Annotated in this window: 26 protein-coding genes; 17 read left to right on the top strand and 9 right to left on the bottom strand. The window is 41.1% G+C overall.

Features of this window, described 5'->3' with window-relative positions:
• Positions 1-782: 782 nt before the first annotated feature.
• On the top strand, positions 783-1,154 hold the full coding sequence (locus VB732_RS24785) for a DUF2237 domain-containing protein (RefSeq protein ID WP_323233548.1): 372 nt from the start codon (positions 783-785) through the stop codon (positions 1,152-1,154).
• Between the two features lie 153 nt (positions 1,155-1,307).
• On the opposite strand, the gene VB732_RS24780 is transcribed toward VB732_RS24785, so the two are convergent.
• Both VB732_RS24780 and VB732_RS24775 read right to left on the bottom strand, forming a co-directional pair.
• Positions 1,308-3,347: a response regulator gene (locus VB732_RS24780; protein WP_323233547.1), complete on the bottom strand. Its 2,040-nt coding sequence runs from the start codon at positions 3,345-3,347 to the stop codon at positions 1,308-1,310.
• Positions 3,348-3,351: 4 nt separating this feature from the next.
• Positions 3,352-3,924, bottom strand: a complete 573-nt coding sequence (locus VB732_RS24775) for a chemotaxis protein CheB (protein WP_323233546.1) — start codon at positions 3,922-3,924, stop codon at positions 3,352-3,354.
• A 726-nt stretch (positions 3,925-4,650) separates the two neighbouring features.
• Between VB732_RS24775 and VB732_RS24770 the strand changes: the two genes are divergently transcribed.
• The 5 genes from VB732_RS24770 (at position 4,651) to VB732_RS24750 (ending at position 9,101) form a co-directional block, all read left to right on the top strand.
• Positions 4,651-5,151, top strand: a complete 501-nt coding sequence (locus VB732_RS24770; protein WP_323233545.1) for a DUF2231 domain-containing protein — start codon at positions 4,651-4,653, stop codon at positions 5,149-5,151.
• On the top strand, positions 5,148-5,765 hold the full coding sequence (locus VB732_RS24765; protein WP_323233544.1) for a DUF2231 domain-containing protein: 618 nt from the start codon (positions 5,148-5,150) through the stop codon (positions 5,763-5,765). Before VB732_RS24770 ends, VB732_RS24765 begins: the two co-directional genes overlap by 4 nt.
• 39 nt (positions 5,766-5,804) lie before the next feature.
• Positions 5,805-6,731, top strand: a complete 927-nt coding sequence (locus VB732_RS24760) for a cytochrome c oxidase subunit II (protein ID WP_323233553.1) — start codon at positions 5,805-5,807, stop codon at positions 6,729-6,731.
• Positions 6,732-6,744: 13 nt separating this feature from the next.
• A complete protein-coding gene (ctaD, locus tag VB732_RS24755; protein ID WP_323233543.1) occupies positions 6,745-8,406 on the top strand; it encodes a cytochrome c oxidase subunit I in 1,662 nt (553 codons plus the stop codon).
• A 92-nt stretch (positions 8,407-8,498) separates the two neighbouring features.
• Positions 8,499-9,101: a heme-copper oxidase subunit III gene (locus VB732_RS24750; RefSeq protein WP_323233542.1), complete on the top strand. Its 603-nt coding sequence runs from the start codon at positions 8,499-8,501 to the stop codon at positions 9,099-9,101.
• Positions 9,102-9,252: 151 nt separating this feature from the next.
• Here the strand turns inward: VB732_RS24750 and VB732_RS24745 are convergent, their stop codons facing one another.
• The 4 genes from VB732_RS24745 to VB732_RS24730 form a co-directional block, all read right to left on the bottom strand.
• On the bottom strand, positions 9,253-10,014 hold the full coding sequence (locus VB732_RS24745) for a DUF4058 family protein (protein WP_323233541.1): 762 nt from the start codon (positions 10,012-10,014) through the stop codon (positions 9,253-9,255).
• Between the two features lie 206 nt (positions 10,015-10,220).
• A complete protein-coding gene (locus tag VB732_RS24740; protein ID WP_323233540.1) occupies positions 10,221-11,000 on the bottom strand; it encodes a hypothetical protein in 780 nt (259 codons plus the stop codon).
• 175 nt (positions 11,001-11,175) lie between these two features.
• Complete coding sequence (locus VB732_RS24735) at positions 11,176-12,012, bottom strand: protein-glutamate O-methyltransferase CheR (protein WP_323233552.1); 837 nt, start codon at positions 12,010-12,012, stop codon at positions 11,176-11,178.
• A gap of 221 nt (positions 12,013-12,233) precedes the next feature.
• Complete coding sequence (locus VB732_RS24730) at positions 12,234-12,770, bottom strand: hypothetical protein (protein ID WP_323233539.1); 537 nt, start codon at positions 12,768-12,770, stop codon at positions 12,234-12,236.
• Positions 12,771-13,040: 270 nt separating this feature from the next.
• Between VB732_RS24730 and VB732_RS24725 the strand changes: the two genes are divergently transcribed.
• The 5 genes from VB732_RS24725 to VB732_RS24705 all read left to right on the top strand — a co-directional run bounded on the left by VB732_RS24725 (position 13,041) and on the right by VB732_RS24705 (position 16,020).
• Positions 13,041-13,616, top strand: coding sequence for a Uma2 family endonuclease (locus VB732_RS24725; RefSeq protein WP_323233538.1), 576 nt, complete (start codon positions 13,041-13,043; stop codon positions 13,614-13,616).
• 199 nt (positions 13,617-13,815) lie between these two features.
• Positions 13,816-14,556, top strand: a complete 741-nt coding sequence (locus tag VB732_RS24720) for a DUF2993 domain-containing protein (RefSeq protein WP_323233537.1) — start codon at positions 13,816-13,818, stop codon at positions 14,554-14,556.
• A gap of 25 nt (positions 14,557-14,581) precedes the next feature.
• Complete coding sequence (locus VB732_RS24715) at positions 14,582-15,133, top strand: DUF2231 domain-containing protein (protein ID WP_323233536.1); 552 nt, start codon at positions 14,582-14,584, stop codon at positions 15,131-15,133.
• 265 nt (positions 15,134-15,398) lie between these two features.
• The gene (locus tag VB732_RS24710) at positions 15,399-15,815 is read left to right on the top strand and encodes a DUF2809 domain-containing protein (RefSeq protein WP_323233535.1); all 417 of its coding nucleotides are present in this window, start codon (positions 15,399-15,401) and stop codon (positions 15,813-15,815) included.
• A complete protein-coding gene (locus tag VB732_RS24705) occupies positions 15,793-16,020 on the top strand; it encodes a DUF167 domain-containing protein (RefSeq protein ID WP_323233534.1) in 228 nt (75 codons plus the stop codon). Before VB732_RS24710 ends, VB732_RS24705 begins: the two co-directional genes overlap by 23 nt.
• A gap of 98 nt (positions 16,021-16,118) precedes the next feature.
• On the opposite strand, the gene VB732_RS24700 is transcribed toward VB732_RS24705, so the two are convergent.
• Positions 16,119-16,730 (bottom strand): glutathione S-transferase family protein, encoded by a 612-nt coding sequence (locus VB732_RS24700; RefSeq protein ID WP_323233533.1) that lies wholly within the window; start codon positions 16,728-16,730, stop codon positions 16,119-16,121.
• Positions 16,731-16,926: 196 nt separating this feature from the next.
• Here VB732_RS24700 and VB732_RS24695 point away from each other — a divergent pair, with 196 nt between their 5' ends.
• From VB732_RS24695 to VB732_RS24675, 5 genes are all read left to right on the top strand, one after another.
• Positions 16,927-17,628: an SOS response-associated peptidase gene (locus VB732_RS24695; protein ID WP_323233532.1), complete on the top strand. Its 702-nt coding sequence runs from the start codon at positions 16,927-16,929 to the stop codon at positions 17,626-17,628.
• Between the two features lie 94 nt (positions 17,629-17,722).
• Positions 17,723-18,244 carry a photosystem I assembly protein Ycf3 gene (locus VB732_RS24690; protein ID WP_323233531.1) on the top strand — a complete coding sequence of 174 codons (522 nt, stop codon included), beginning with the start codon at positions 17,723-17,725 and terminating at the stop codon, positions 18,242-18,244.
• A gap of 83 nt (positions 18,245-18,327) precedes the next feature.
• Positions 18,328-18,618, top strand: coding sequence for an Asp-tRNA(Asn)/Glu-tRNA(Gln) amidotransferase subunit GatC (gene gatC, locus VB732_RS24685; protein ID WP_323233530.1), 291 nt, complete (start codon positions 18,328-18,330; stop codon positions 18,616-18,618).
• 56 nt (positions 18,619-18,674) lie between these two features.
• A complete protein-coding gene (locus VB732_RS24680; protein ID WP_323233529.1) occupies positions 18,675-19,643 on the top strand; it encodes a glutathione S-transferase family protein in 969 nt (322 codons plus the stop codon).
• 651 nt (positions 19,644-20,294) lie between these two features.
• Entirely contained in the window at positions 20,295-20,807 is a 513-nt protein-coding gene (locus VB732_RS24675; protein WP_323233528.1) for a hypothetical protein, read from the top strand.
• 62 nt (positions 20,808-20,869) lie between these two features.
• On the opposite strand, the gene VB732_RS24670 is transcribed toward VB732_RS24675, so the two are convergent.
• Positions 20,870-21,451, bottom strand: a complete 582-nt coding sequence (locus VB732_RS24670; RefSeq protein ID WP_323233527.1) for a thioredoxin family protein — start codon at positions 21,449-21,451, stop codon at positions 20,870-20,872.
• Between the two features lie 146 nt (positions 21,452-21,597).
• Positions 21,598-21,813: a high light inducible protein gene (locus VB732_RS24665; protein WP_323233526.1), complete on the bottom strand. Its 216-nt coding sequence runs from the start codon at positions 21,811-21,813 to the stop codon at positions 21,598-21,600.
• A gap of 194 nt (positions 21,814-22,007) precedes the next feature.
• On the opposite strand from VB732_RS24665, the gene thyX reads away from it, so the two are divergent.
• Complete coding sequence (gene thyX / locus VB732_RS24660) at positions 22,008-22,730, top strand: FAD-dependent thymidylate synthase (protein ID WP_323233551.1); 723 nt, start codon at positions 22,008-22,010, stop codon at positions 22,728-22,730.
• Positions 22,731-22,745 lie beyond the last annotated feature (15 nt).

The following is a 22,745-nucleotide window of genomic DNA, read 5'->3' as shown; positions in this document are numbered from 1 at the left end:
AAAGACAAGTAACCAGTTAAGGATACGCAGAAGTTATTTTTTGTATGACATGACGATATCTATCTATATAGGACTCCTATTTGATTTTTGAACAAGACTCAGCACGGATGTATCCTCTCTTTTCTTCTTCTTTTCTTCCCAATTCCCAATTCCCAATCCACGCAAGTAAATATGGCTACGCCACGCTGCGCGAACAGGAATAAAACCGGATTCCTATATATGTGATTCTATTGCCTACCGATTCTGGGAAAAATAGCTTGTAGATTACCGCTATTCCAAAGAAAATTAACCCTCGGCTTACCACTGGAGGCTTTTTTGTTTGGCAAAATGGCATATCTATAAATAAGACGGTTGCTATGGTATTTGAGTAGGATACATTCCATGCGAAAAAGTACTGACTTGCATTACCCCTGGCTAACTACCAGGGGTTTTTATTAAAAGTTTTAATAATATCATGTCCGGCAAATTATTTATGATATGTCATTGCGAGCGCAACGAAGTGGAATGAAGTGGAATGAAGCAATCCCAAGGCTTTGGGATTGCAACTCTACAAGACGCTCCGCAAACACTTCGTTTGCAATGACAACTTATTTAACCGGACATGATATAGGATATTGCACTATTCCGAATAAACGTAATGGCAGCTTAATATGAGTTGATTCTAGAATTCCATCTTTTCCGAATTAATCAGAGATAGCGATTTTTATTCAACTAGGAAAGTGTCAATATAGGCTTATATCGGAGTGAAAAAATCAAGTGCAATAAATTAACTGCAACAAACGATGATAGAAGCTAAAAACGTAATCGATGGAAACCTAGAAGCCTGCTGCACTTCTCCCATGACTGGGTTTTACCGCGACGGTTTTTGTCGCACAGGTGGCCAGGATTTCGGGTCGCACGTCGTATGTGCCGAAGTAACCTTAGAATTCTTAGAGTTCACTAAATCGCGGGGGAATGATTTAAGCACACCTGCCCCTGATTTTAATTTTCCTGGGCTGAAGCCTGGCGATCGCTGGTGTTTGTGTGCTTCTCGCTGGCAAGAAGCTCTCGAAGCTGGCGTTGCTCCACCTGTCGTCCTCTCTGCAACCCATGCTAGAGCTTTGGAAGTGGTTTCTCTGGATGAATTGAAAAAACATGCCGTAACTTCTTCTTGATTGGGAATTGGGGAATTGGGAATTGGGAATTGGGAATGGGGAATTGGTATTTTTCCCCCTGCCCCCTGCCCCCTGCCCCCTGCTCCCTGCTCCCTGCTCCCCTGCCTCTTTTGACACTCCAAACGCTTATACAGACGGGATGAATCGCGTCTCCTAACTAACTGCAACTTCCACGGGTAATTTTAATACACTGACAACCATAGCAATTAATTTAGTGGGGTCTATTGGCTTAGATAAATGCTGCTGAAATCCTGCTGCAAGCGCTTCTAAGCGGTCTTCTTCTCGCGTGTATGCTGTTAAAGCGATCGCTGGAATACATCCACCTTTTTCTGCTTCTAAAGAGCGCAGTCTCCGAATTAGCGTATAACCATCTTGCTCTGACATACCAATGTCGCTAATTAAAATATCTGTTTTTGCTTGTTCAAGTATTGCCAGGGCTTCATCAACTGATGCTACCGCAGTGGCAAAAGCTCCATACTCCTCAAACATAAAACTGAGAAAGTTACGGGTATCTGCTTCGTCATCTACAACTAAAACCCTTAATCCAGCAAGGGGTGTCGATGCCAAAGAAGAAATTTCTCCTGTGGCTTCTCTATTTCCCCTATTCCCTCTACTGTTTTGTAGCAGTGGCAATCTCACAGTAAAGGTAGCTCCCTGTCCAGTGCCTAAACTTTGGGCAAAGATTGCGCCTTTGTGCAGTTCCACTAAATGACGGACGATCGCTAGCCCTAGTCCTAATCCATTGTGCGATCGCGTTGTGGTGCTGTCTGCTTGCCGGAAACGCTCGAATACTTTGGGTAAAAACTCGGAACTGATGCCAATGCCTGTATCGATAACTTGAATTTGGGCGTATTTTTGAGTTGTTTGTTCTTCACCAGGGATTACTGACAAATGCACCTCTACTCTGCCACCTTTAGGAGTAAACTTAATCGCATTAGTTAGTAGATTCCATACTATTTGCTGTAACCGCGCTGGATCGCCATAAACTGACCCTACCGAAGTATCTAAGAGAGTAGTTAATTGAATCTCTTTTGGCTCTGCTAGGGGACGCACTGCTTCTAAGGCTGCCTCCATAACTGAGATCAGATTCACCGCAGATACATTTAACCGCAACTGTCCACGGATAATCCGAGATACATCTAAAATATCCTCAATTAGTTGCATCTGAGATATAGCATTGCGTTCAATGGCCTCTAGGGCGCGGGAAGTAGCTTTGTCGTCAAGTTTCTTAGAGCGAAGAATTTTTGACCAACCGAGCATTGAGGTTAGGGGGGTGCGGAGTTCATGGGAGAGAACTGCAAGAAACTCATCTTTCATCCGATTTGCTGCTTCTGCTTCTTGTCTTGCTGTCTGTTCTCGAATTACTTGAGCGCGAACTTCTTCTGCTTGCTTGCGTTCGGTAATATCTTCGAGAGTGCCGACATATCCCAGCAATTCCCCTTGACCGGAAAGCATCGGTGATGAGCGTACTTGAACCCAACGGACTATACCTTGAGCAGTTTGAAAACGAAATTCTTCAGAGTAGTCACGACCTTCGCAAATGTAATTAGACCAAGTGGCAACTGCTCGTCCTCTATCTTCTGGATGAACTGATTCTAACCATCTTTTTTCTAAACTCTCTGCTGGTTTCAAGCCACAAATTATTTGGTAGCGAGGATTAGTATATCGACATCCTCCTTCAGTATCAATTTCAAAAATGCCGACGGGTGAACAAGTACTTAGCGATCGCAATCGTTCTTCACTTTGCCTGAGTTCCGCATTCACAGCTACTAGCTGCGCTGCTTGTTGCTTGACAGCTTCTGTTTTCTTAAATAGTTCTACGAATACTGTGACTTTAGAAGTCAAAATATTGGGGTCTAATGGTTTAAGCAAATAATCAACTGCACCCAAGGCATAGCCTTTAAATAGCATTTGGTCGCTGGTGCTAAAGGCGGTAAGAAAAATAATTGGAGTGTGGCGCGATCGCCCCCGATTGCGAATTAAGGTAGCAGTCTCAAAGCCATCCATCCCTGGCATTTGCACATCTAGCAAAATTACTGCGAAGTCTTGATGTAGCAGACACCTCAAAGCTTCTTTCCCAGAAGTAGCTCTCACCAAATTCTCTCCTAGTTTGTCCAGGATTGCCTCTAGTGCTAGCAAATTTTCTAGTTTATCATCCACTAGAAGGATGTTTACTTTGGGTTCCATCTGCATGGGTCTATTTCCGTGATGAGTGACAAAGCTTGACCATTTGGGAAGCAATGTTTGAGAGTGTTAAAATCCAGTCTACTGTAATAGCAGAAATTGCTGCTTCTGGCATAATATCGCTTTCAGCTGTTGCAGGTTCTTGTACGATAGTTAGTCCCCCCCGCGCTTTTATTTTCTTAAGACCTTGCATACCATCTTGATTTGCCCCTGTCAATATTACACCAATAACTTGCTCGGTGTAGACATCAGCTGCTGACTCAAACAGCACATCAATAGATGGTCTAGCATAAGCAACTGGTTCATCAGTCGAAAGAGCAAAGTGACCTGGTTCAACCAATAAGTGATAATTTGCTGGGGCTAGATAGATATGTCCTGGCAGTATTTCGTCTTTATCTTCTACTTCTCGAATCGGCAGCGAAGTAGATTCTTGCAATAACTCTTGAAGTGTGTTGTTAGATTCCTTATGTCGGTGTTGCACGATCGCGATCGGTACTATGAAGTCTGCTGGTAACTTCCCCAGGATAATTTTTAATGCTGATAATCCGCCCAAAGAAGTACCAATTACCACAATTTTAAACGACACTAGGTTTAGTCCTCACAGGAAGCATCTCACCTTTGCAAATATACCTGGCAATTATAAATCACGGTTTATCTTGTACACAAACTCAAGGAATTTAAAAACCACGGAGGAGAGTTTTGTCTGTATAACCATGAATTCCATTCGCCAAGGCTTATATCCAAAATTATATATTTTTGTTAGAAGCATCACAATTAGAAATTTTATGATTGTGAAATACTTGACAGAAAAATATTATATTTAGGTTTTTTTAAATCTTCATCAATGCCAAACTCGCTACATTATAAAAAGACTTTTTTGCTAAACAGCTAACTTTTAAAAATTTAATTATTATTGTTTTGACAATTCATAAAAATTTACTTAAGCTAAAGGATAGGTTAAGCAAATCAAAAAACAACAGCAATTTAGTTTAGCTCCATAAAGAGTTGCTGTTGGAGACTATTGGCATGAGGAAATTAATCGCAATCAAAATTATTCCTTGTAGGTAAGCTCACGATGAGCTGCAAAAAGCTAAGACATGATTAAGCGTATTGCACCGCGCACATATTGAACATATTCCGATCAATTATGGATGGATACTTGTGGTGGTATTAATCAGTATCCATCAATCATGGAAATTCAACTAGCGATTTTAGATTAGGTTTTTCTGGTTTATATCCCGTCAGGGGCGGAATAAATCTAAAATCCAAAATTGATTGACCACAGTGCGGTAGATATGTCCAGGAGAAGACAATGCTTGAGTATTTTACATCATTGAACGACCATAATTTACCCTATCCAGATACGATTCATCCCATCGTTGTCCACTTCGTAATTGCGATGGTGTTGTTTTCTTTTTTCTGTGACGTAGTTGGCTATTTTACTGGTAAATCTAGTCTTTTCGAGGTGAGTTGGTGGAATATGTTAGTTGCCACCGTAGCTATCTTCGTGGCGATTATTTTTGGTCAGTTTGAAGCGGGTTTAGCACAGCCTTACAGCCTAGCTAAATCGGTGCTAAATTTGCATACGCTGATTGGTTGGTCGCTTTCGGGAATCATCACAGCGATTACAGCTTGGCGCTATGTAATTCGTGCCCGCAATCCGCAAAAATTACCAATTTATTATTTGGGAGCCGGACTAGTTTTAACCCTAATAGTTGGCTTACAAGTATATCTCGGAGATGAACTTGTTTGGGTGTATGGATTGCATACAGTTCCAGTTGTGGAAGCAGTAAAGGATGGTCTGTTGCGATGAACTCAGAATTAATTGATCAATTGAGCGGCTCTTTAGGCGCAAACGGATTACCTTACACCATTCCCATTCATCCCAACTTAGTCCATCTGACAATAGGTTTGTTCATCATTGGAATGACCTTTGATATTGTCGGTGTTCTGTTCCCCTTTGAAAAATGGGTCTTCAAATATTTAGCAATTACTGTGGAACGTCAGAACTTATTTGATGTTGGCTGGTACAACATGCTAGCTGCCAGCATCATCACATTTTTCACAGTGGCGGCAGGCTTTTATGAAATGCTGTTGGCAACACCACCAGCTGATATGAAAAGTGCCTGGGGATTGCAGGCAATGGAAACTATGCTTTGGCATGGTGTGGGTGGTGTGTTCTTATTAGCGCTGATTGTTGTCTTGACCATCTGGAGAGCATGGCAGCGCTTCGTTTGGGCCAAACAAGAATATAAACAGACAGATAGAGAAGTGCAATGGATCTATCTGTTGGCAGGCATAGCAATCATGTTCATTCTGTACGTCCACGGGACACTAGGGGCGCAAATGGCTGCCGAGTTTGGCGTACACAATACAGCAGATAATTTGCTGCGATCGCACCAAGACCTAAACACAACACTCAAGTAAGTCATTCGCCCAATGCCCAATAACCAATGACCAATGACCATGAAAATCCAGAAGATTTTAAATATTTTGACGCTGCTTACAGGCGCGATCGCAGTGACTATTACGAGTCTCTGGATCGGTCAGCAGGCTTACTCCTGGCTTCCCCCCCAAGCAGCAGCCGAATCCGTACTAATTGATGATCTGATTAGCTTCTTAGTAACCCTCGGTTCTTTCATCTTCTTGGGAGTCACAAGTACTTTGATGTATTCTGTGATCTTCCATCGGGCAATCAAAGATGACTTCACCGACGGCCCCCCAATTGAAGGAAATATCACCTTAGAAGTTGTCTGGACAGCAATTCCAATTCTGTTAGTTTTGTGGATTGCAGGCTACAGCTACCAAGTTTACGAACAAATGGGAATTCAAGGCCCATCGGAAATAGTTCACCTGCATAATCCATTGGGAATGGAATCGGCTTATGCAGAACCAAAAGATGCACCAGCTAACGCTTTAGCGGAACCTGTAGAAAAAATCGACGTACTAGCCAAACAGTGGGCGTGGGTTTTTCATTATCCAGAAAGAGATATTACCAGTACCGAATTGCATTTACCTAGCGATCGCCGGATACGTTTAGCGCTGAAATCACAGGATGTTCTCCACGGCTTTTATATACCTGCATTTCGCCTCAAGCAGGATATTATTCCTAACCACGCGATCGACTTTGAATTTACTCCCATCCGCCCCGGCAAATACCGATTGACCGATTCTCAATATAGCGGTACATACTTTGCGACGATGCAGGCGAATGTGGTTGTCGAATCTCCTGAAGATTATCAGCAATGGCTAGCACAAGCTGCAACCCAAAAGCCATCCTTAGCAAAAAATCAGGCAGCTTCTGAGTATGCCCAAACATCCAATCAATCAGTTCAAACTGGTTGGGTTACAGTTCCACCTGCTGCACCTCCTCTAGTCAATTCACCTGGTTGAAAGGAAAGTAACCATGACTAATGTTCCTATTGAAGGTATCCTTCTCCCTGATGAGAAGCATAACCACGAATCTCCAAGTAATTGGAAAGAATACTTCAGCTTTAGTACCGACCACAAGGTAATTGGTATCCAGTATCTCGTTACCTCATTCTTCTTCTTTCTCGTCGGCGGTATCTTTGCGATGGTGATGCGGGGAGAACTGATGACACCCGAATCAGATTTAGTTGATCGCACCGTCTATAACGGGATGTTCACCATGCACGGCACTGTGATGCTGTTCTTGTGGACATTTCCCTCACTCGTTGGTTTTGCCAACTATTTAGTACCCTTGATGATTGGGGCGCGAGATATGGCATTTCCCCGCCTCAACGCCGTCGCCTTTTGGATGGTTCCAGTAGTTGGGATTTTGATGATGGGTAGCTTCTTTGTCCCTGGTGGCCCTGCCCAAGCCGGCTGGTGGTCTTACCCGCCAGTCAGTCTTCAGAATCCCACAGGTAACTTGATTAATGGTCAAGTTATCTGGTTGCTAGCAGTAGCAATATCTGGCGTATCTTCAATTATGGGGGCAGTGAACTTTGTCACCACAATCGTCAAAATGCGGGCCCCAGGAATGGGCTTCTTCAAAATGCCCTTGTTTGTCTGGGCAGTATTTAGCGCCCAGATTATCCAACTATTTGGACTACCTGCTTTGACAGCTGGTGCGGTAATGCTGCTCCTCGATCTCACCGCAGGCACTGCCTTTTTCGACCCCGCTAAGGGTGGAAATCCAGTAATGTTTGAGCATTACTTCTGGTTCTACTCCCACCCCGCCGTTTACGTGATTATTTTGCCCATCTTCGGCATTTTCTCAGAAGTCTTTCCAGTTTATTCACGTAAACCCTTATTTGGTTACAAAGTAGTTGCTGTTTCATCAATGCTGATTGCAGTAGTTAGCGGTATCGTTTGGGTACACCACATGTATGTCAGTGGTACACCCGGCTGGATGCGGTTGATTTTCATGATGACAACGATGTTTGTATCTGTCCCCACAGGAATTAAAGTATTTGCTTGGGTAGCAACTATTTGGGGCGGTAAAATGCGGCTAAATACCGCCATGCTGTTTGCCTTGGGTGCATTAATCATGTTTGTCTTCGCTGGCATCACAGGCATCATGCTTTCATCCGTGCCCGTTGATGTCCACGTTAACAATACCTACTTTGTGGTGGGACATTTCCACTACGTCCTCTACGGCACAGTGACAATGGGCTTGTATGCAGCCATCTACCACTGGTTCCCCAAAATGACTGGGCGGATGTACTCCGAAAGCTGGGGTAAAATCCACTTCTGGTTAGCATTCATCGGTACAAACCTCAACTTTTTGCCCATGCATCCCTTAGGATTGCAAGGGATGTTACGCCGAGTTGCTTCCTACGCCCCAGAGTATCAATTCTGGAATATCATCGCTAGCCTGGGCGGATTCCTCTTAGGAATGTCCACCTTGCCCTTCATATTCAACATGGTGATTTCTTGGATGCAAGGCGAGAAAGCACCCGCTAACCCTTGGAGAGCAATCGGACTAGAATGGTTAGTTTCTTCACCCCCCCCAGTAGAAAACTTTGAAGAAATTCCCATCATCATCTCCGAACCCTACGGCTACGGCAAATCAGAACCCTTAACATCCAACCTCCCAGAATAAACCCAAACTATCGGGAAGACGCAAAAACCCTCCGCGTCCCTCTGCGCTTCCCTCCGCGTACCTTTGCGTTTCAATTCCCCTCAAAAACCAATATGGACACTTATATCAATCCCCACGAACTGCACCACGCAGCCGCAGAACATACGCACGACGAAGAAGGCAACAAAATGTTTGGCTTCATTGTCTTCCTTCTCTCAGAAAGCGTAATTTTCTTGAGTTTTTTCGCCGGATATGCCATCTACAAAACAACAACCCCTAACTGGCTACCAGCTGGTGTTTCTGGGCTAGAAGTAAAAGAACCGACAATCAACACAGTAATTCTTGTCGCCAGTAGCTTTGTAATTTACTTAGCAGAACGCGCCCTGCAACGCCACGACTTAGTGAAATTTCGCCTGTATCTCTTGACAACAATGGCGATGGGTACTTACTTTTTGGTTGGGCAAGCGATTGAATGGAACGGCCTCGATTTTGGCTTCACCACAGGGGTATTTGGCGGAACATTTTACCTGCTAACAGGTTTTCACGGTTTGCACGTTTTTACCGGCATTCTGTTGCAGTCGATTATTTTGGTACGTTCTTTCATCCCTGGCAATTACGACACAGGCCACTTCGGCGTGAACGCGACTTCGTTGTTCTGGCACTTCGTCGATGTTATCTGGATTATTTTGTTTATCCTAATCTACGTTTGGCAGTAGAAGATAAGAAATCCCCAGCAAACTGTTTGAGCGATCGCTGGGGATGATTAATGTTATTGTAAGACCATTAACATTTCACTGAATCAAAATGATTTTCTTTCCCTTGCTCCCTACTGTAAAAGCAATGGGATATTTTTTTATGTGAAAGTCCCTAAATCTTCTGTAAAATTTCTCTCATCCAAACTTCTTCCTCTGGCGACCGCAATATTTTTAAAGGTTGTGTATAATCAATTGCCAAGTCAAATCTAGCACGTTCGTAAACTTGATTTAGTAACCTTTGCAAGTCAACTATTGGCTCAGATTCTCCCTCACGCAAAGGCACAGGAAAAACAGGAATTGGATTTTTTAAGTTGAAAGTATATAAATCTGCATCAGGTCTGTTGTAGCTGCGACTGACCAAAATACTATAATCTGCGGCTGTAGCTCCAAAAATAGGCATTGACTCTCCTTGCCTCAAGAGGTCGATTTCTACCAAGTTGGTTGCAGAAGCCAAAATTTTCTGTCTTTTGCTCTCGTAAGCGGCTCTACCTTCTTTGGAGCGTTTATTTTTGGGTGAAAGTATTTCAATTACAGCAACAACTTCTTTACTTTGAGTTGCTCTTACCTCTAAAAATCGCTCAGTTAGCTGTTCAGGTATAGGAACTCTTACTTTACTGGGTTCGGTAAGTTTTGCAGCTGTCAAAGTTGTACCAGTATCTGTAGTGTTCCGATTAGCAACTGCTACATCAGCAATTCCCACCAGTAAGATATCATCTACACTTTTAAAAACTCGCTCTTCGATGGAAACTCGGTATTTAGGCGCGATTTGAGGAGTCAAATCATCAGCTATAGCTACAATCAAACGATTGTGAACTTGATGCCAAAGTTCTGGTTGTTCTAAATAGGGGTTCATTCCCGGAAATGGATTTCCCATTACGTTTTTCTTTAGTTAGTTCTCCTCAATTGAGACTATTCTATCTTTTCTCATCTTCTGTATCTTATTTCAATGAGAATTTCTAGCGTTGCTGAATTGAGGTATGAACTTGATATAGAGACGTAAAATTTTACGTCTCTACAAAGATTTTCAACGCAATGCACGGTCGTTTTATACTGCGATCAGTAACGCTGAGAATCGCTATATCAAACTAAATAACTAGTATTTGGCACGATCGCAAATAAGGCATACTCATACCAAGCAGTCCAAATGAAACTGCGAATCCATCTTTGACGCTTTTCGGGACTCAATTCATATTCAAACGCGCCACTAGATACATCAATGGAAGATAAGTGAGAGTTGCAACCACAGCCGTGTTGATAAGTAAAACCGTATTTAGAAGCAATACTTTGCACCTTCATCTGAATCGCAAACACCTTACCAGCATGGAGTATGGCATCCCAAGGACGTTTGTGTTCAATATCGCGCTGATCAAATCTTAAGGCGCGTTCTTCAAAAACATGATCGCGGTAAATTGGCGCTAGATGCACATGATAAAAGCTGGCAGGTAGTTCATAACCAAATTCGTTGAATAAATCTATGCCAATGTGAGCCACTTTTACTTCATCAGCATACTCTGTCCCCTTTGACTCCACATCACGGAGAATTTCTGCAAAGTTTGGATAGCTGTCTTTGAGAAAGTCTTGCCCAAAAAACTCTAGGGTTTCCCATGCGAGTTGTGTAAATAGCTGAGAGAATGACGGTATTAGGTGAGCTAGTTGGGGGCGATCGCTAAACAAGTCAACATCACCATGCTGTAATTTGTATAGGAACAACTGCGCCATCTCTACATAGCTTTGGGGATGAGAAAGTCCGACACTCGTGGTTCCTCTAGCAATGTCTTGCCACGTAGAAGGTAGTTGAGAAACGTGAACCGCATTTTCTCCAGCAATGACTGCAACAGGAGGACATTCGAGAAGCTGCATCGACAATCTCCTTTAAGGCTTTAATGTATAATTTACCTTAAGCGATCGCTGTATCTATCTTCTGAACACAATTAAAAATGTTCTACAGACTGTCTTTTGACAGAATTGCAACTTTATTATAAAATTTAAAATCAAAATTTTTTATTTCATATTAGTAGTTTAAACAGCTTGAATTTTAAGCACTAGCTATTTTCTTATATAGTTTCTCACCTTTGACAATCTCTTCATAGTGCTGTTCATGAGAGGTGAATCTGATAGATTCTTGTTTTCCTAAACCCAAAATTCCAAAGGTGCAGAGGCTATTATAAAACAGTTCATGTACCCGCTTTTGAAGTACCTGATTGAAATATATAAGGACATTACGACAAAGGATGACATTGAACTCATTAAAAGAACTGTCAGTTGCTAAATTATGCTGGGCAAACACAACATTTTCTCTTAGCGATGAGCGAAATATAGCGTTATCATAAGCTGCTGTATAATATTCTGAAAATGATTTTTTGCCGCCTGCTTTCAGGTAAAGCTGGGTATATTCTTGCATCAGTTTCAGGGAAAAAATACCACTTTTAGCACTTTGTAATACCTTCTCATTCGTATCAGTGGCATATATCCGGCAACGGTGATAAAGTCCTTCTTCTTGTAGTAAAATTGCCAATGAGTAAACTTCTTCACCAGTGGAACATCCAGCGTGCCAAATGCGAATAAACGGATAAGTTTGCAAAAAGGGGACAACTTGATTTCTAAAGGTGTTATAAAAGCTCGGATCACGAAACATTGATGTTACGTTCACCGTCAAAGCCAGCAAAAATCGTTCCAGATAAGCACGGTTGTGCAGTAAACGCTCTTGCAAAGCAGAAACATTCGCTAACCCCTCAAATTGCATGAAGCTTTGAATGCGGCGCTTGAGTGAGGAAAGAGCATAATCGCGGAAGTCATAGCCGTAGTACTGATACACCCCTTCCAAGAGCAGATGTATTTCTATATCTTCTAAGGTAGGTTTGGGCAAAGTCATGGTACGAATTAGCATATATACTGAATCAGTTATTTAACTGTGCTATTAATACAACGAGTTAAGCTGCTTGGAGTTAATCAAACAACCGTTTCCCTAAACGCCTTATGAAGCAAAAATTATTTACACTCTAAGCTGCTAGAGTTTTTATAACCTAAGTGCATCTTACGCCGAAAATAGCTTGCTAAATCTATCAAATTTGATAACGGTGCTACTTATGGGTTTCAGTTTAACCTAATTGCTGTTACTCCTAATATAGCGATCGCTATTATTGAAATCCCAGCTAGCAATTTAACCTGAGAGCGCAAATTTATAATCTCTTGGCTGAGATTTTCTGTCGGTGCTATGGGGTATGGTTGAAGTTCTGCAACTTCAACAGCTACTTTTTCAGGTAGATTTTGGATATTTTCAAAAGCTACTTGCGTGTGTAGCCAATTAGTAATCAGTTGGGGACAGTTTTTCTTAAACCAATTTAAAGCCAAAGTTCTAAAAACTGGTTTAGACATTCGGGCAATTAATTTCATCACCCTGTTTAAGGGCTTCATGCGAAGCTTTTTATTTATGATATTGACTGAACCAACATCATAAAGACAATCCAGAATTAGTTTTACAGTGGCTTCTTCACTGTTAATCAAGTTTTGCAGTAAAACTAGAACGTCGCGCATCCGCTCTGCTTCAATAACCTTTTCTGCCGATGTTTCTGGACTGTTTACCAAAGGATTTACAGTTGTATTTAAGGCATTTTGTCTTACTATCGTCATATTGGTAACATACCAGCCATAATAATTTCAGTACACCTGTCTACCGAGAGAAAGATTTTTTATCTAGAGAGAGAACATAAAAGCCAAAATTGGTTGGTGATAGATATTACTATATCGTCCCCGTAAAAGAGCTATTTGTCTAGTTCTTATGAATTTTTGATCGACTTCTTTTATAACAAACCGCAGAGACGCAGAGAATGCAGAGCAAGAGAAAAAAGGAGAATTTCAGTCTAAAATTGGAATATCTATCAAGCTTGCTATGACATCATCATGACCGGCGAAAAAATAACGGTACAGTCTTTGTATACTGTCACTGATGAAGAATTAATGCTGATGAGTTCGCAAAATCCAGAACTGCGATTTGAACGCAACGCTAATGGAATCCTAGAAACTATGCCCCCTACTGGTGGAATTTCTGGTAATCGAGAAATAAAAGCAGGAGCCTATTTGTTAAATTGGGTAGAAAGTCAAAACTTAGGTGAAGTTTTTAGTTCCAGTACAGGTTTTAGATTAGCAAATACAGCTGTTAGATCGCCTGATGCTGCTTTTGTTGCTAAAGAACGTTTACCAAAAGATTGGGATCAAGAAGAAGATAAATTTCTTAACTTAGCACCGGATTTTGTAATTGAAATTCGTTCTAAAAATGACAGCTTGGCAAAACTAAAAATAAAGATGGAAGAATACATTACTAATGGTGTTAAATTAGGATGGTTAATTGATAGTAAAAATCAGCAAGCTTTCGTTTATCGTCGGGATGGTTCAATTACTCAATATCCAGCTACAGCAATATTAAACGGTGAAGATGTTGTACCTGGTTTTACGTTGTCTTTAACAAAACTGCTATGAAGAAAATTTATACTAATTAGGCATAAAGGTGCATTCAACCAAAAAGAGCTTTAAAACTACTATAGATTATGCAATTCTACTTTTAGATAGATAATATTTAAATTTATATTCCATCGCCAGACAGATAAAATTATAATGCTAATTTATTAAATTAACTCAGGGATATCTATTTAGCTATTTATTAGGAGTTAATTTAATAATGCCAGACGATTCTGGATTAGGAGAACAGGCACTGAATAAAGCCGCAGAAATAGGCTTATCAAGCCAGTTAGACGAAGTTGAAAACTTAGATGTAAATATCAAAACAGACCCACTTAAACTAGTTCAGGGACAAGTGGATTCAGTCAACGTTGAAGGCGAAGGTTTAGTGATGCAAAAAGACCTCCGTATGGAGGAATTAAAAATGCAAATGACTGACGTTGCTATAAATCCTCTGAGTGTGGCTTTTGGCAAAATTGAACTTACTCAACCTACTGAAGCTAATGCCCAGGTTGTCTTAACCGAAGCTGATATCAATCGCGCTTTCAACTCAGACTATGTGCGATCGCAACTGCAAAGTCAAAAAATCCACGTTAACGGGCAACTGACGGCTATTGAGCCACAAAATGTAGAATTTCGACTCCCTGGTGATGGAAAAGTAGCACTAAATGCCAGCATAAAATTAGTAGAAACAGGTGAAAATCACCAAGTTGCTTTTTCCGCAGTTCCCCAGATCAGCCCCAATGGAAAAACAGTTTCTCTAGAAAATGTTGAGTATGGCGAAAGCGAAGAAATATCGCCAGAGTTGACAAAGGCTTTAGTAGATGAAACTAGCGAAATTTTGAACTTGAGTAACTTTGATTTAGAGGGAATGAATCTGCAAGTTAGGCAACTAAAAGCAGAAGTAGGCAAACTAACCCTACAAGCTGAAGCTTATATTGAACAAATTCCTGCTGCTTAAACTAATTAATTGAGGATACTAAATAATGGAAAGTACAGAAACAACGCAAACAAGTTCAACACCTTTTCCAAATATTCCACCAGTTATTGAAAGTAATGACAGTGAGTATCGGGATACTGGCGTACCTAGCACGGTTGCGATCGCAGGACATCCCTTACATCCCCTGAGTGTGATCTTTCCTATCGCCTTTTTAGCCGCCGCTTTGGGAAGTGACATCGGCTACTGGTTAACTGGTGATTTCTTTTGGGCTAGGGCTTCGCTATGGTTAATCGGACTCGGATTAGGCTTAGGCTTAATCGCAGCTGCGATCGGCCTAAGCGATTTTATGAAAATTGAACGAGTTCGCAAGCGCACCGCCGGTTGGGTGCATTTGATACTTAACGTTTCTATCCTCGTTTTATCACTGATCAACTTTCTCTTACGTTTGGGTGACGCTGAAGCCCGAATAGTACCTTGGGGACTGTTAATCTCCCTCGTTGTCGGTACACTCACCAGCGCTTCCGGCTGGTTCGGTGCTGAACTCTCCTATCGCCACAAAATCGGCGTAGTCGGTGCTGGTAGCAGAAGATATCCATAACGAGACTGACGCAAACAATAGCTGACAAAGAAAGATTTTCAGGTGGGGGCAATTCATGAATTGCCCCCACGTTGTTAGGATTTACGCACACTCTACGAATTCTTGGCGTTCTTGGCGTCTTGGCGGTATGCCTGCGGCACGCTACGCGAACGATAAATTAGCTTTTTGGCAATTTTTGCACAAGTATTATTAATAAAATATAAATTTACGAATTATTAAAAAAGAGCATTGTCGAGGCTAAAATTTAATCTTTAGCCTTGACAAAATGCTTCGACCTAGTAATCAAACAAGATTTATTATTATTTCTATACTCATCGTTGTACCGATGGGTCTTTTGTCTAAATTTTACAGTGGCCCTGCCCATCAGTGGTTTAATGACTACGCTGGAGATATACTTTACGAAATATTTTGGTGTCTATTTGCATTTTACTTTTTCAGAAGTCGAATAGCGATAATCCAAATTCCTATATGGGTTTTTGTCATCACCTGTATACTAGAATTCTTGCAACTTTGGCATCCGCCACTATTAAATGAGATCCGCGCTACTTGGATAGGTAAATTATTACTTGGTACTACCTTTGTCTGGTGGGATTTTCCTCATTATTTATTGGGTTGTATTTTAGGTTGGTTATGGCTGCGACAATTACAGAAAATAGGTCATGCAAAAAAAAGTCAAGGTTAAACCCAATTCAAAACAGCAAAAAATTGAAGAACAACCTGATGGCAGTTTGACTGTATATTTAAAATCGCCCCCTGTTGATGGTAAGGCTAATGAAGAGTTAATTAAACTCCTAGCCAAAAAATTTGACGTAGCAAAATCTGGTATCAGGATTAAGTTGGGTTTGTCCTCTCGGCAAAAACTGATAGAAATTGATACAGATATTTAATTGCTGCTTAGTAATATCTTCCTGAAAAATACCTCTTTCCAAAACACCCTCTAGCAGAGTCAATAAAGTAGAGACACAATGTTTGTAAAATTGACTTTTTATGCTTGTGTAATGCTGATGTATCTTGGTTGAGCTTTGACTCTTTCTATCCAAGCTTGGATAGCAGGGAATCGTGTTAAATCGAACCCACCTTCGTCAGCAACATGAGTGTAAGCAAATAAGGCAATATCAGCAATTGTGTAACGCTCTCCTACAAAAAAAGTGTGAGAGGTTAAGTGTTTTTCCATCAAGCTAAGTGCTGCATATCCTGGTTCACGTTTTTCTTTGATAGCTTCACTATATTCTTCACTTTTACCTAGAATAGAAATCCAATATCTTGATGTAGCAATAAAAGGTTCATGGCTATACTGTTCAAAAAATAACCATTGCAGCACTTGCGATCGCAAAAAGCGATCATAAGGTAAAAATTCTGTACCTTCGCTCAAATATACCAATATGGCATTTGATTCTGCCAAATATTTCCCTGGCTCAATTTCCAGAATAGGTATCTTACCGTTAGGATTTTTACTTAAAAATTCTTGTGTTCGAGTCTCCCCTTTCAAAATATTAAGCTCTATCCTCTCAAAAGGCATACCTAGTTGTGTGAATAAAAGACGTATCTTATAACCATTACCGGAAGGTAAAAAATCGTACAAACGCAGTAGTTCCATGCTAAAATGCAGTTAAGAATATGTTGATAAGTGAAGCTTCAAAATATAATATTCTACCAAAATATTTTCCCTAAACCGGATAATTTATTTTAAAATTTAGCTTTTGAGTCTTAAATAAAATTATCTGAAAAAATAAAAAAATATTATTTATTTTTAGATTGAGATATTGAATTTAGTTAATGGTTGGGAAAAAAGTATGTGTGGAAGATTTACTCTAAACCAGTCAACAGAAGCTTTAGCTCAAGTTTTCCATGTCGAGCCAGTTCTGGATTTAGCAGCCGAATTTAACATTGCACCTACGCAAATGGTGGCAACAGTGTTACAAAACCCCGAAAGCGAAAAGCGTGAATTTAAGCAGTTGCATTGGGGATTAATTCCCTCATGGGCAAAAGATCCAGCAATGGGAGCAAAGCTGATTAACGCTAGGGCAGAAACTGTTGCCGAAAAACCTTCTTTTCGCTCGGCTTTTAAACATCGTCGCTGTTTGGTGATAGCTGATGGCTTTTATGAATGGCAACGTCAACAAGGCAAAAAGCAGCCATTTTATTTTCGCCTTCAAGATGGGCAACCCTTCGCCTTCGCCGGTTTGTGGGAAAAATGGCGTTCGCCTGCTAACGAGGAAATAATCTCTTGTACAATTTTGACAACGGCAGCCAACGAATTACTTCAACCCATCCACGAGCGGATGCCAGTGATTCTAGAGCCAAAAGATTACGATTTGTGGCTAGATTCCCAAGTCCAAACACCCCAAACCCTCCAGCAGCTATTGCGTCCCTATCCAGCGCCAGCAATGACTTCATATCCAGTTAGCACCTTGGTAAACAACTCTCGGCATAATAGCCCGCAGTGCATCATCCCACTCAGTGATGAGAATGCCCCCGCAAATCAGTTAAATTAACTATTGAGTGGACTGCGGATTAGACGAAGAGGGAAGATTTCCAATAACTAGTACCCAGTCCCCAATCCCCAATCCCCAATCCCCAGAGACTACTATGCCAAGAACACAAAAAAACGATAATTTTATTGACAAATCCTTTACAGTAATGGCGGATATTATCTTGAAGATCCTGCCAACCAACAAAAAAGCTAAAGAAGCGTTTGTTTATTATCGAGATGGCATGTCGGCCCAAGCAGAAGGGGAATATGCTGAAGCATTGGAATATTATGAAGAAGCTCTAACACTAGAGGAAGATACCAACGATCGCGGTTATATTCTCTACAATATGGGGCTAATCTATGCCAGCAACGGCGACCACAACAAAGCTTTAGAACTGTATCACCAAGCAGTTGAGTTAAACCCACGGATGCCCCAAGCCTTGAATAACATCGCTGTAATTTACCATTACCAAGGCGAAAAAGAGAAAGAAGCTGGAGATAACGAGGCTGGCGAAGCACTCTTTGACCAAGCCGCAGACTATTGGATTCGAGCTATTCGCATGGCTCCCAATAACTACATCGAAGCCCAAAACTGGCTGAAAACCACCGGGCGATCGCAAATTGACGTATTCTTTTAGTCATTAGTCATTAGTTCTTTGTCATTTGCTAAGGACTAATGACCAATGACCAACGACAAATAACCAATGACAAATGAAAAAATATGATTGACCAAGAACAAGTTCATAAAGTAGCTAATCTTGCCCGTTTAGAATTGACTCCAGAAGAAGAGAAACAATTCACTACCCAGTTGGGAAGTATTCTGGATTATATTCAACAATTAGACGAACTTGATGTCAGTAATGTGCCCCCAACAACACGGGCAATTGATGTCAGCAACATCACACGAGAGGATCAATTGCAACCTTATCCTGACCGGGAAAGAATTCTTAACAGTGCGCCTGAGCAGGAAGGCGAATTTTTCAAAGTTCCAAAAATCCTCAACGCTGAATAGTCAAAAGTCAAACGTTTTAGATTCTTGACTGTTGACTAATAACTAAGGAGATAATTATGGGTTTGGGAATTCTTAAGGATGGTCAGTGGGTATCTCGAAGGGAACAAGAAGATTCAGAAGGTAAATTTATCCGCCCATCAACTACTTTCCGCAACCACATTACATCTGATGGTTCTAGTGGGTTGAAAGCTGAAGCGGGACGCTATCATCTTTATATTTCTTGGGCTTGCCCTTGGGCGTGTCGCACCGCCATTATCCGTCAATTGAAAGGACTCCAAGATGTTATTGGGTTATCGGTCGTTGCAGCAGAAATTGATCAAAATAGCTGGGAATTTAGTGATGAACCAGGGTGCATTCCCGATACAGTCAACGGTACTCAATATCTTTGGCAACTGTATCTAAAAGCTGACCCTAGCTATAGCGGGCGCGTGACAGTTCCAGTTTTATGGGATATCCAAAATGGAACAATTATTAATAATGAATCCCGCGAAATCATCCGAATGTTTGATACAGAATTCAATGCTTTCGCTAAACAAAATATTAACTTTTATCCAGAACATTTACAAAAAGTAATTGACGAGACGATTGATACAATTTATCAACCAATAAATAACGGTGTCTACCGAGCAGGATTTGCTACCACTCAGTCAGCTTATGATGAAGCGGTAACGGAATTATTCACAGCTCTCGACCACTGGGAAAAAGTATTGGGAAATCAACGCTATCTTTGCGGAAATCAAATTACTGAGGCGGATTGGTGTATGTTCACTACTCTGTTCCGTTTCGATGTAGTTTATTATGTGCATTTCAAATGCAACTTACGCAGAATTGTAGATTATCCGAATCTGTGGAATTATCTCAAAGAACTTTACCAACTGCCGGGAGTCAAAGAGACTTGCAATCTTGACCACATCAAACGGCATTATTACAGAAGCCATCCCCAAGTTAACCCAACTCGCATCGTCCCAAAAGGCCCAATGATTGATTTTGATGCACCCCACAACCGGGATAAAATTTTTGCTTGATTAATACTGCTGACCTTTAACTGTCTTGTTCGCTTGTTGCGTCATCGCTTCATGAGTATTATAAGTAACCTGGGTTCGGGATAAGCTAAAACCCTGATTACACCGTTGCTTGGTTCTGAGATATGTCTACGTGTTTGCACCGTTTCAATCAACTAACGCTGAATAAATCTTCTTAACCTGAACTAACGTTAATTAATTTTCTTCCAAATTCTTACGGTTATAACAGAAGCAGGCATTAGGATACACTGGCTTTTGAATAGACCGGAAGTTCGGCAGCGACTTTGTTTGTTACTGGTGCTGACTTCCTGCCTAATATCCTATCGCTTTTTACTGTATGAAACTTACCCCAGCCTACGGTAAGTCTCCCTGAAAAAGGTTTCTTAACATCTACAACAACTCCCACTGTTTTGAGGTTATAGCCTTAGAATATTTACAAGCTTTACTTACGAATTAGCTCTCTCTAGAGAAAGTACCGTTTTACTGTCTAAGCTGACATTCTACCTCTTTCTATTAGGATTTGTGTAGCTTAACAAATTAGCGGATTCATTAATATTAAGCCTGTTTTACTATTTAGTTTCTTACTTTGACCTAATTAGACAGCTAGAGTGTTCATTTCACTTTGTTCAATAGCTTTTAGCCCTTATCGCTCCCATGCTGACTCATCACCGCAAGCCCGTGTGCTTATCACTTATTTCCACTGACCTACCAATTTGGTCTGTTGTGGAAACTGCTGCGACATTGTATCAAAAAGATACTGATAGATTCCATTTGCTGCTGACTGCACCGCCCCTAATTAGCTGTGAAGTCGGGAGTGTTGTAAGTCCAGAGGAAACACTTCCCCAAAGTAAGAGTAAAGCTTACGCCCCTAACAGTCCCAGAATTTTGTGGCTGGAGATTTCTCCTTACCGAGTCATCATGACTATGCAAGGTAATGCTCAAGTAAGTTATCGCCACTTTTGGGAACAGGGCGTTTACGGCATTAGTCGCTATTGGTTGCCAACTGAGTCATTGCAACCTAACGATCCTATTCGTTTACGAAATTTTACTAATAGCCTAACTCTTAACGGACATCCCTTACCAGAAAATTTGCGTCTGGAATATGAATTGTGGGCAGAAAAAGTCCAATTAGGATGCTACATACTGAATTTGGAAATTAAACACTAATGGTTATGGGGGGTAGGGAAGAAGGAAATAATCAATGTCCTATACCCCACACCCCATGTCTTTTAACCAAAATAACTGGGTTGGTTTCCAGGTTTCCATTTAATATTGCAACCCACACTTGGCTTTTGGTCACTTGTAACAGGTTTATCCGCCAGTACTGCTTCAATAGCTGCGCGTAAATCTGCACCAGTTACGGGTTTACCATTACTGGGGCGGCTATCATCTAATTGTCCCCGATAAACAAGTTTGCGTTGATCGTCAAATACAAAAAAATCAGGTGTACAAGCTGCTGTGTAAGCCTTTGCCGTTTCCTGGCTCTCGTCGTAGCATAAGGTAAAATTAAATCCTTGTTCTGTGGCAAATGCTTGCAACGATTCTGGCGCATCATCTGGATAATTGTTTGCATCGTTAGCACTGATGGCAACGATCGCTAAATCACCTGTAAAATAATCTTTTCCTAACTGCACTAATTCTTGTTGAATGTGCTTTACAAATGGGCAATGCCGACAAATAAACATTACCAACAGCGCTTTTTTATCTGCAAAGGTAGCAAGGGAAGTTGCCTTTCCAGATACTACTTCGGGTAGATCAAAATCTGGTGCTTTTGTGCATAAAGGCAACATCGTTGAAGCGGTTAAAGCCATAATTTACCTGATAACTTTACACTGATAACTAACGGCTTTTACTATCAGTATGTTTTTACTCTAGCACTAAGTTTTCCATAAAAATAAGAGACGGTAAATTTACCGTCTCTTACATTTGTTGATAATTAAGTTTAAAAGATTAGTTCTTACAGACTTGCCAAGACACCAACTATACCGTGTCCTGTGGCTACTTCTAATGCTATTAGAGAAACGAAACCAATCATTGCTAAACGACCATTGAGCATTTCTGCATAAGGAGTGAAGCCAGTGCGATCGCCTTGCTCATCTATATAAACTTTTGGCTCAATCGCAAAGTTGTTCAATTTTCCTTGGTCATCAATTATAGCAGTGCTTGTACGCATGGATTTTTCCCCGTTTTCTCTTTATGTAAATAACTGTAACAAAGTTATTAATATTTGTAAAGTATCTTAATCTCCTCAAGTAGAAATCCAAAGCGGAGATATGATAATGGATCGAGTTCAAAGCCGTGTCTAACCAACAGGCTCCGCTTCTTCTGCATAAGCACTTTCAGTCACAAATCCATTCCCAAAAACTAATGCATCGATTTCGAGTAGAGGTTATTGCCAAAACGCCAAACCCGCAGCAGGTGATTTATGCCGCGATGCACCAGGACTATACCGATGGGTTCGTGTTTGATGAGCGCGACTCTTGGCCCTCGGAGTCACAAAGCGGCGAAGTTATTGTTAAGCGACTTTTAGCGGGTGAGAGGGGACACTATGGGCCTCTAGAGCATCCTCAGATTGTTTTCAACTGTGGTTACTTTCCCCACAGTGTAATGCAGCAGGCTCGTACTCATCGTGTAGGAGTATCATTTGATGTTCAGTCTTTTAGGTACACAGGCAACCAATTTATTGATGTATTAGAAGGTAAAAAAGACATAGAAGATGTTTTTTACCTGCGTCCTGTTGGTTATTACACTGATAGACAAGGCAAAAAATACTATTATTCACCAGAGCAACGAGCAGCAGATTTAGAGTGGTGTTTGGAAGCAGCTAAACGATATCAAGCTGATTTTGAGGGTGGAATGTCTGAAGAACACGCAAGAGGTAAAGTACCTTTTGATTATCGCCAGCATTTTGTAGTTAGTTTCAATTTAAGGTCTTTCTTGCATTTTTGTGACCTGAGAAATAAGAAAGATGCTCAACTTGAAATTCAAAAGTTGTGTGAAATGATGTGGCCTCACTTTGAAGATTGGGCACCTGCGATCGCACAATGGTATGAAAAGCAGCGTCTGGGTAAAGCTAGACTTGCACCATAATTATACTTTGGGGCA

It is taken from the genome of Nostoc sp. UHCC 0252 (genome assembly GCF_034931145.1).
Classification (GTDB): Bacteria; Cyanobacteriota; Cyanobacteriia; order Cyanobacteriales; family Nostocaceae; genus Nostoc.
This window is presented reverse-complemented; position numbering and strand designations above follow the sequence as displayed.

What these genes read in the sequence shown, in the direction of transcription:
- VB732_RS24705 (WP_323233534.1), top strand. Translation starts at nt 15,793, where the DNA reads ATGCAAAAAAAAGTCAAGGTTAAACCCAATTCAAAACAGCAAAAAATT.
- gatC (WP_323233530.1), top strand. Translation starts at nt 18,328, where the DNA reads ATGATTGACCAAGAACAAGTTCATAAAGTAGCTAATCTTGCCCGTTTA.
- VB732_RS24670 (WP_323233527.1), bottom strand. Translation starts at nt 21,451, where the DNA reads ATGGCTTTAACCGCTTCAACGATGTTGCCTTTATGCACAAAAGCACCA.
- VB732_RS24700 (WP_323233533.1), bottom strand. Translation starts at nt 16,730, where the DNA reads ATGGAACTACTGCGTTTGTACGATTTTTTACCTTCCGGTAATGGTTAT.
- VB732_RS24785 (WP_323233548.1), top strand. Translation starts at nt 783, where the DNA reads ATGATAGAAGCTAAAAACGTAATCGATGGAAACCTAGAAGCCTGCTGC.
- VB732_RS24765 (WP_323233544.1), top strand. Translation starts at nt 5,148, where the DNA reads ATGAACTCAGAATTAATTGATCAATTGAGCGGCTCTTTAGGCGCAAAC.
- VB732_RS24665 (WP_323233526.1), bottom strand. Translation starts at nt 21,813, where the DNA reads ATGCGTACAAGCACTGCTATAATTGATGACCAAGGAAAATTGAACAAC.
- VB732_RS24770 (WP_323233545.1), top strand. Translation starts at nt 4,651, where the DNA reads ATGCTTGAGTATTTTACATCATTGAACGACCATAATTTACCCTATCCA.
- VB732_RS24720 (WP_323233537.1), top strand. Translation starts at nt 13,816, where the DNA reads ATGCCAGACGATTCTGGATTAGGAGAACAGGCACTGAATAAAGCCGCA.
- VB732_RS24735 (WP_323233552.1), bottom strand. Translation starts at nt 12,012, where the DNA reads ATGACTTTGCCCAAACCTACCTTAGAAGATATAGAAATACATCTGCTC.
- VB732_RS24695 (WP_323233532.1), top strand. Translation starts at nt 16,927, where the DNA reads ATGTGTGGAAGATTTACTCTAAACCAGTCAACAGAAGCTTTAGCTCAA.
- VB732_RS24690 (WP_323233531.1), top strand. Translation starts at nt 17,723, where the DNA reads ATGCCAAGAACACAAAAAAACGATAATTTTATTGACAAATCCTTTACA.
- VB732_RS24675 (WP_323233528.1), top strand. Translation starts at nt 20,295, where the DNA reads ATGCTGACTCATCACCGCAAGCCCGTGTGCTTATCACTTATTTCCACT.
- VB732_RS24680 (WP_323233529.1), top strand. Translation starts at nt 18,675, where the DNA reads ATGGGTTTGGGAATTCTTAAGGATGGTCAGTGGGTATCTCGAAGGGAA.
- VB732_RS24715 (WP_323233536.1), top strand. Translation starts at nt 14,582, where the DNA reads ATGGAAAGTACAGAAACAACGCAAACAAGTTCAACACCTTTTCCAAAT.
- VB732_RS24745 (WP_323233541.1), bottom strand. Translation starts at nt 10,014, where the DNA reads ATGGGAAATCCATTTCCGGGAATGAACCCCTATTTAGAACAACCAGAA.
- VB732_RS24740 (WP_323233540.1), bottom strand. Translation starts at nt 11,000, where the DNA reads ATGCAGCTTCTCGAATGTCCTCCTGTTGCAGTCATTGCTGGAGAAAAT.
- ctaD (WP_323233543.1), top strand. Translation starts at nt 6,745, where the DNA reads ATGACTAATGTTCCTATTGAAGGTATCCTTCTCCCTGATGAGAAGCAT.
- thyX (WP_323233551.1), top strand. Translation starts at nt 22,008, where the DNA reads ATGCATCGATTTCGAGTAGAGGTTATTGCCAAAACGCCAAACCCGCAG.
- VB732_RS24760 (WP_323233553.1), top strand. Translation starts at nt 5,805, where the DNA reads ATGAAAATCCAGAAGATTTTAAATATTTTGACGCTGCTTACAGGCGCG.
- VB732_RS24780 (WP_323233547.1), bottom strand. Translation starts at nt 3,347, where the DNA reads ATGCAGATGGAACCCAAAGTAAACATCCTTCTAGTGGATGATAAACTA.
- VB732_RS24750 (WP_323233542.1), top strand. Translation starts at nt 8,499, where the DNA reads ATGGACACTTATATCAATCCCCACGAACTGCACCACGCAGCCGCAGAA.
- VB732_RS24730 (WP_323233539.1), bottom strand. Translation starts at nt 12,770, where the DNA reads ATGACGATAGTAAGACAAAATGCCTTAAATACAACTGTAAATCCTTTG.
- VB732_RS24725 (WP_323233538.1), top strand. Translation starts at nt 13,041, where the DNA reads ATGACCGGCGAAAAAATAACGGTACAGTCTTTGTATACTGTCACTGAT.
- VB732_RS24710 (WP_323233535.1), top strand. Translation starts at nt 15,399, where the DNA reads ATGCTTCGACCTAGTAATCAAACAAGATTTATTATTATTTCTATACTC.